Here is a 6,838-nt window from a genome sequence, read left to right on the forward strand (position 1 = left end):
GAGTCGTAACACCCGAAACTGGGATTGGCAGCCAGAAGTCTGTTTAAATCCTGATAAACCAAACAATAATGCGGCGAAAAAAACCGACACTACTGTCCACTAATTTTTAACTGATGCGACAACTACGTTGACATTTACCGAACGGTAAGCATGATTCTTTGCGGATGGGACAAAACATAGATGCCTAGAAAAGGTAGAATACAGAAACCTTAAATCACAGTATCACCCACCTAATCTGATCATGGACGAAATAATCACAACACTTAGCAGCCTGAGCTCATCGCTGGCACCTCGGACGTTCAAGCAACTAACCCTGATCGTTGAAGCCGTGTTGGCGATGACCGGGCGAGTCACTCAGCTGGGCATATCCCGCTGGACGGAAAAAGGTGGGAGTTATCGAACGGTGCAACGTTTTTTTAAAGAAAAGATAGACTGGCCACGGTTGCGTTGGCAACTGGTAAAACCACACGCACTGGAAACGAAAGGAACCTGGTTGCTCATCGGTGACGAAGTCATGGTGACCAAATCAGGGAAAGAAACGTATGGGCTGGGGATTTTTTTTCATCTATTTACAACAAGGCGCTCCCAGGCCTGTGCTTTTTAAACCTGTCATTGCTCCACGTTGAAACGCGAGCCGCTTATCCTTTAATCACCGAGCAGTTGGTGCGCAGTGACGTTCAAAACAGTGCACCCAAAGCGGTCAAGACGAAAGGACAGGCCGCCGGCAGGCCCAAAGGCAGTCTTAACAAAAACAGAAAGGCGGTGGCCTTATCGCCTTTCCAGACGCAATTGCATAACTGCATCCGTTCAGCTTTAACCCTGATAGGCCTGGACTTGGCCATCGTCTACTTCGTGTATGATGGCGCCTTGGGCAACAATGCCAGTTTGCAAGCGGTTAAACAAGCAGGACTGCATCTTATTTCTAAGCTGCGCCATGATTCAAAGCTCTATTTCCCCTATGCCGGGGCGTATTCAGGCAAGGGCAAGCCCCGTAAATATGGCGAAAAACTAACCGTGGAAACGCTGACGGCTGACTCTCTAACACTAGAAACTGTGGAAAAAAACATCCGCACCCGTGTTTACCAAGTGCAGGTTTGGCATAAAAACTTTCCCGAATTACTGAATGTTGCCATCATCGTAAAAGTCAACCTGAACACCGGGCGAACCGCAAAGGTGTTGTTGTTTAGTGATGACCTGACACTGACGAGTGAAAAGTTGATTGATTATTACGCCTTGCGTTTTCAAATCGAGTTTAACTTTCGAGACGCCAAACAATACTGGGGACTCGAAGATTTTATGGCTATCAAAGCAACGCAAGTCAACAATGCCGCTAACTTTGCCCTCTTTATGGTGACCTTTTCGCAGCTATTATCAGCCAAACTCGAGGGCGTAAACAGGAGCAGTATGCTGGACTTAAAAACTATCTTCAGGGCGCGAAAATACACGCGGCGCATTATTAATTCGCTCGGCAAAAATGCGGATGAGTTTTATATTGATGAAAGGATTTTCCAAGCCGCAGAAATCAGTCGAATTCATGCGAAAGCAGCATGATTTTTGGCGAAGGTATGTTAAGTACTCGTACATTAATAACCCTGCAAAATGGTGGTCAGCTTCCGCAAGCGTACTTCAGCAATACCTGTGCAACATTAGAAGAGATGTAGGGTATAGGCAAAGGGATATTCATATCTTCATCTGAAAACACCTGGATAATTTTGTATGAGTACTTATGCGATATAAGATTAAAGCATATCAATTTTTGTTTTTTTCGATATCTGGATTAATGGCTATAAAATTTCTAGCGAGTTTTTTTTCTATTAAAAATGAATGCAGAGATTCTGGGGTGAATAAATCATCTTGGCTCTTTGCTTCACCAGGATATGCTACTAATAGCATATTTTTGTATATTTTCAAAAATAATGACGACTCGTTATCTTTATTTTTGGATAAATGTCTACTTTCAATGCTAGAGTCAAATATCAATTTCATGACTCTTGTTGTGCAATTGTTATAAAAGATATTAAAATACGTATGCTTGTTATCTTTTATTGCGTATTCTATTGCCTCAATAATTCGCTCTTCATTTATAAATTCTAGATTAAGTTTATCGAGACTCAAGGCTCTATTGTTTGCCTTATATTCATATAGGCTGTTTAACCCATCTCTACGTCTAGGAATTAACTCAATTCGGGATATAAAGTATCGCAGCCCAATCCATATCGTTGGATCGCCAACCATATAATCGAAGACATAGGGAGGATTATTTGTCTTTACTACTGCAAGCGCGGTATGGCCCAGTTTTTCATAAATGCTCTCGCCAGACCCTATAGTGATAATATAAACCCCAGGAGGCAATGTGTTAATATGATTATTGCCGCCACACTCCCCATATGTTTGATAAAGGTAAAACAGGATTGCAATGAAAAAATTAAATGTTTTGTTCAATGTTTTATATAATGAATCGCTTTAGGATACTCAGAAGCATTATTGCACGTATGATTTTCTTTAAAATTAGCGAGACTTATTTTATCTATGTACAATTTTTGGTCGTATGCTGTTTGCCAAAAACAAATCTTGTGCAGAGTGCTATTGATAGTGTTTTTGTAATCTAAAATGCAAGAATTTATGCTGTCAACGCACTCTTTTATTGGATTTTCTAACAGACAATTATTTCCGTTACTTATTGCCCAATTCGAGAATTCATTAATTTTTTTCTGATATTCGTTTGTAATATCTTTCAGTGAGCAACTTATTTGCACAGAAGCAGATAGTAATTCTATAGATCCCGATTTCTCATTAATACTTTGTGGAATGCTCAATGTAGGAATATCTAAGGGAGAATTTTGACTGCATGATACAGATATAATAATTATAGCTATACCTGTAATTCTATTATTTTTCATTTTCATTCACCTTGAAAAGTATCCAATATGCAAGTCAAGAACAATATCTTCTAATTCTGACAAATGATCATTAGTTCTACTGACTGGTGAAAATGATAAATCCCATTCGCCTATTGGCGATGCGTTATGTAATGAAATAATTCCAACTGCATCAGGTTCACGTACAGAATCTCTAGTTTGTATTCTTCCAATTCTGATAGGACTTATATGAGATTGCGTTAAATTAACTCTCTTACCTGATGGTGTCCTATGTCTGGCTTGACGAGGAGGAAGTATTCTGGCAAGCCAAATATCATCCTTTTTTCCACCTATCACAGAACAACTAATTCCCTTAAGTCTAATACAATGTTGTTCAGGAAAATGATCTTCCTCTAATTCAAAACTCCAGTTACCGGAAGTTAAAGTTTGTTTCCATGACTCTTCTGCAAATAACGAACGAATTGATAAGCTGAAAATATAACTCTGCTCCCTCTGCATCAAGGCTTCATACCATGTTTGAGCGTTTCTAACCCAAATTAAAGCTTCATCAAATAATCCTACTTTAGCCCCATTTACATTATCCCCACTGCGAGCAGAAGAGATAACTGATTTTAATTGCCTTGGGATGTTTATTGGGAAATCGAATAAATCACACAATCCTTGATTAGCACTATCAATTCTAATTACTGCATCACTTAGATTTCTGTTGAATCTATCTTGAATAGGCAGCATTTGTTCTACAAAATTAAGGGCTCCTCCTTTTTCAGTAGCCGCTTGTAGTTTTATCTGAGCAAGGTTTCTAGCAATCTGTGTGCGTTGTGATCTGAATTCTTTATCTTTTAATTCCCAATTTTCTTTTTTTATTTTTGCTTTGAGTCGGGCTTCCGCTGCCAAATTTTGGAACTCCTGCTGGTCACTTTGAATAGCAAGTTGAATTTGACTGGCTAAATGATGCGGCATTCCCTGGTCAAACGCAATATCCTTCATGTGTTCAAAGGTAGGCTTAGCATCAAAACCATTGCCGCTATGAGTTAGGTCGTTACCTACATTAGGCTCTGCATTGTGTGGCAATGCTCCAAGCCATGCTGAAAACTGGGATAGTGTAAGTTGTTTATTAATTTGTTCTAGACTTTGATATTGCTTTAATAGATTATCCAAATTTTCATAAGCAGCTTTTGATAAAGACGCAGTTATTTCTTCCGAAACTCTATCTGATATAGCTAACTCACTTGATACGTCATAAAATCCAGCCGCCTCCTCAGCTCGGTGAACTTCATCTAATTTCAAATAATGTAGCATCTCTAAGCCAAGGTTTGCAGCAAGTGATGCTTTTTCCTGCCATATTGATAGCTCGTTTAATCCTTTATCGATGTCCTGACCAGCTGTGGATAATAATACTTCAATATGAAATCGGTTGAATGGTAGAGGCCATTCATTCGGAATAAATGAAAATTGTGAATCTATCTTTGAAAATCTATCTAATAACCTTTCAGGTTTTATTTTATCATTAAGCTCAAGTCCGAAATACTCTCTGAGTTGCCTATCCTTCGTTGGGTCACGGCCGAAGTCAATCTTATATCCTGAATCTTTCTCGATTTCTGAAGTTTTTTCATTTACTGTTGGGGAAATTGGTTTTTTTCTCTTACTAGCGAGGTCTTCGCCAAGTTGTTTTGGTACAAAACTATTTCTGCTAGCATTCGTTGGTTTTGGTTTTCCCTCTGGTCTGTCAAATGAACTTGCTGTACTTGATGCAGCTAAAAGAGCCGCACCAGCAAGTAATAACTCTCTTCTTTCTAATCGTTTCACATCGTCGTTATTTTCGTCCATTAGCACACCTATTTACTATCTTTATTTTGCCACCAAGGTTTGAATTCACTAAGTGGATTAGAATTGCTATTGTCTCCATAAGAACTTAAATCATTTAAAAGGGCTGATTTACCTTTTGGCACATCCATGTGAAAGTGAGGACCACCCCAAACTTTCTGTTTAGGTGGACGGGTTCTTTCATCCCTTACTCTAATACCTAGGCTAATTGCTTCATTTTTAAAATCCATCAGAGCTTGATTAGGTATGTTGACTCTTCCCTTTGTTACATGACCTTTTTTATCTTGCACGTCAGCCATGTGCCACACTCGAATATCGATCGCTCTTCCGACATAATGTAAAGAATTCGGATTATGACCAGTCGGTTCATATCCTCCTGTAACCGTAAAACCTCGACGCCACGCAAAAAAAGACAAATTTATATTCGTCATTTCTAAATAAGGAATTCGTGATTTTGGTTTATTTGTATATTGATTCTCGCTATTGTTATCACCAAATTGAAAAAATCGGCCATTAAAGCCAAAATTTCCAAGTGGATTTATATCTTTTGTTAAAGATAAGGTGTTAGTAAATGACCTAATTTCATTTGCTGTCGCGTCAAAAAAAACATTGCGAGCTACCACCGGGTCAATTCGGCCATTTAATGAAATTTCTGCCTTAGTAGCACCATTACTGACGGTTGCAGATTGTTCTTTTAAAACAAAATTGTGGGCTTCATTAATTTGATTTGAAGGGTTCTTAAGCTGTTCGAGCGGAAGTAATATATCTCGTAAAAGCTGCGCCAGCAGAACCTCTCTGGTTATCTCTGTAATTCTTGGGTCAGTACCAGGTATAGTTGGTACCTTTGGTATTTCAATTGGGCCAGGTGGTGGATACTCCTCAGCTGGAGGAAATTGAGGAGTGGTATTGCTATCGTCCGCCATTACGTTATCCTCATTATGAGATTAAAATAAAAATGAGATACCAACTTATTCCTGACCGAGTATAGTTGATCGTTAAAAGCTCGTAAACACAAGAACATTCCTGATTATAAAGATGTTTCAGCTATATATTCGGACGCGTCATTCCGGCAGGGATTGTCGGAATCCAGATCACATGGATAGCTCGAAGCTTACCATTCATAGCACTGGATGCCCGTTTCCCGACGGGCATGACGGGCACTGATGGATTTAGCTGAAACATCTTGCTAATCAGGAGAACATTTGATTTCTTTCACCCCCTTAGTGTTCAAAGTTTTGCTGAGCAGACTAGACAAGTTTCTGATAGTCAAGGCATTTTACTGCGCCAAGTTATTTTTTCCGATAGGGCACACAGGTTTAATTCATATCCAGATGAATGAGTCACTTCGACTCAAAGTGAGTACGCTGCAAGTCATTCGTCTTACGCTTACCCCATGTGGATTTTGTCAGAAATTAGATGTTGTAGCTTGGCTATTCTCGCCGGTCAAAATTGCTTCTCTACGAACCTCCTTTTTATGCTTTCCCCAATGGCGGAGAACTAATTGCCAATTCAAATCGGGTAATGTGGTTCGGTAGTTCTTCGCCGAAAAAGGACTTCGCAATTTCTGGCAACTGGCGGGTCAGCTTGACCAACCGACTGACGAAACTATTGTTTAATTGCAGAAATAATATGGTCTATCAGCTATACTAGGCATTATGCCTAGAAAAGCGATAGAAATAACACTGACCACCGAACAAAAACAACAGCTTGAAAAAATAGTCCGCAGCCATAGTGCCGAGCGTCGACTGGTCGAGCGTGCTCAAATTATTTTAGAGTGCGCAACAGGCAAGCAAAATCTAGAGGTTGCGGCGACATTAGCTTGCTCAATTCCTCGTGTCAGCAAATGGCGAAGGCGGTTTACGGAAAAAGGGCTTGCCGGACTCGATGATGAACCGCGCCCAGGTAAGCCTGAAACCTATGGAAAAGCCTTTAGGGATCGCTTGTTAGCGAAACTGAAAGAAAGACCACCGGAAGGTTTGGCGCGATGGGATTGTCCGACTTTGGCGGAAGCATTGAACGCCAGTCATCATGCTGTTTGGCGTGTTTTGAAAAAAGAAGGGATTTATTTACATCGCTCACGAAGTTGGTGCGTTAGCACGGATCCTGAATTCACCGAAAAAGCGGCGAATATTATT

At 40.0% G+C, this 6,838-nt stretch carries 5 protein-coding genes and 1 pseudogene; 2 read left to right on the top strand and 4 right to left on the bottom strand.

What is annotated here, in order from left to right; translation table 11 throughout:
* Positions 1-337: 337 nt before the first annotated feature.
* Positions 338-1,551, top strand: a pseudogene (locus Q7V32_RS19610) (transposase).
* 198 nt (positions 1,552-1,749) lie between these two features.
* Here Q7V32_RS19610 and Q7V32_RS19615 read toward each other — a convergent pair.
* From Q7V32_RS19615 to Q7V32_RS19630, 4 genes are read right to left on the bottom strand one after another with little or no spacing between them, the layout of a single operon-like run.
* Positions 1,750-2,442 (bottom strand): DUF4105 domain-containing protein, encoded by a 693-nt coding sequence (locus Q7V32_RS19615; RefSeq protein ID WP_304898664.1) that lies wholly within the window; start codon positions 2,440-2,442, stop codon positions 1,750-1,752.
* Entirely contained in the window at positions 2,439-2,900 is a 462-nt protein-coding gene (locus Q7V32_RS19620) for a hypothetical protein (RefSeq protein WP_304898665.1), read from the bottom strand. Before Q7V32_RS19620 ends, Q7V32_RS19615 begins: the two co-directional genes overlap by 4 nt.
* 6 nt (positions 2,901-2,906) lie before the next feature.
* Positions 2,907-4,706 carry a hypothetical protein gene (locus tag Q7V32_RS19625; protein WP_304898666.1) on the bottom strand — a complete coding sequence of 600 codons (1,800 nt, stop codon included), beginning with the start codon at positions 4,704-4,706 and terminating at the stop codon, positions 2,907-2,909.
* A gap of 8 nt (positions 4,707-4,714) precedes the next feature.
* Positions 4,715-5,626 carry a hypothetical protein gene (locus Q7V32_RS19630; RefSeq protein WP_304898667.1) on the bottom strand — a complete coding sequence of 304 codons (912 nt, stop codon included), beginning with the start codon at positions 5,624-5,626 and terminating at the stop codon, positions 4,715-4,717.
* 732 nt (positions 5,627-6,358) lie between these two features.
* On the opposite strand from Q7V32_RS19630, the gene Q7V32_RS19635 reads away from it, so the two are divergent.
* Positions 6,359-6,838, top strand: a 480-nt coding sequence (locus tag Q7V32_RS19635; RefSeq protein ID WP_304898668.1) for a helix-turn-helix domain-containing protein, incomplete at its 3' end; no start/stop codon positions are given.

Source organism: Methylicorpusculum sp., assembly GCF_030651835.1.
Lineage (GTDB): Bacteria > Pseudomonadota > Gammaproteobacteria > Methylococcales > Methylomonadaceae > Methylicorpusculum.

Bases quoted from the DNA above. Each gene is read 5' to 3' on its own strand.
- Q7V32_RS19630 (WP_304898667.1), bottom strand. From the start codon at position 5,626: ATGGCGGACGATAGCAATACCACTCCTCAATTTCCTCCAGCTGAGGAG.
- Q7V32_RS19625 (WP_304898666.1), bottom strand. From the start codon at position 4,706: ATGGACGAAAATAACGACGATGTGAAACGATTAGAAAGAAGAGAGTTA.
- Q7V32_RS19620 (WP_304898665.1), bottom strand. From the start codon at position 2,900: ATGAAAAATAATAGAATTACAGGTATAGCTATAATTATTATATCTGTA.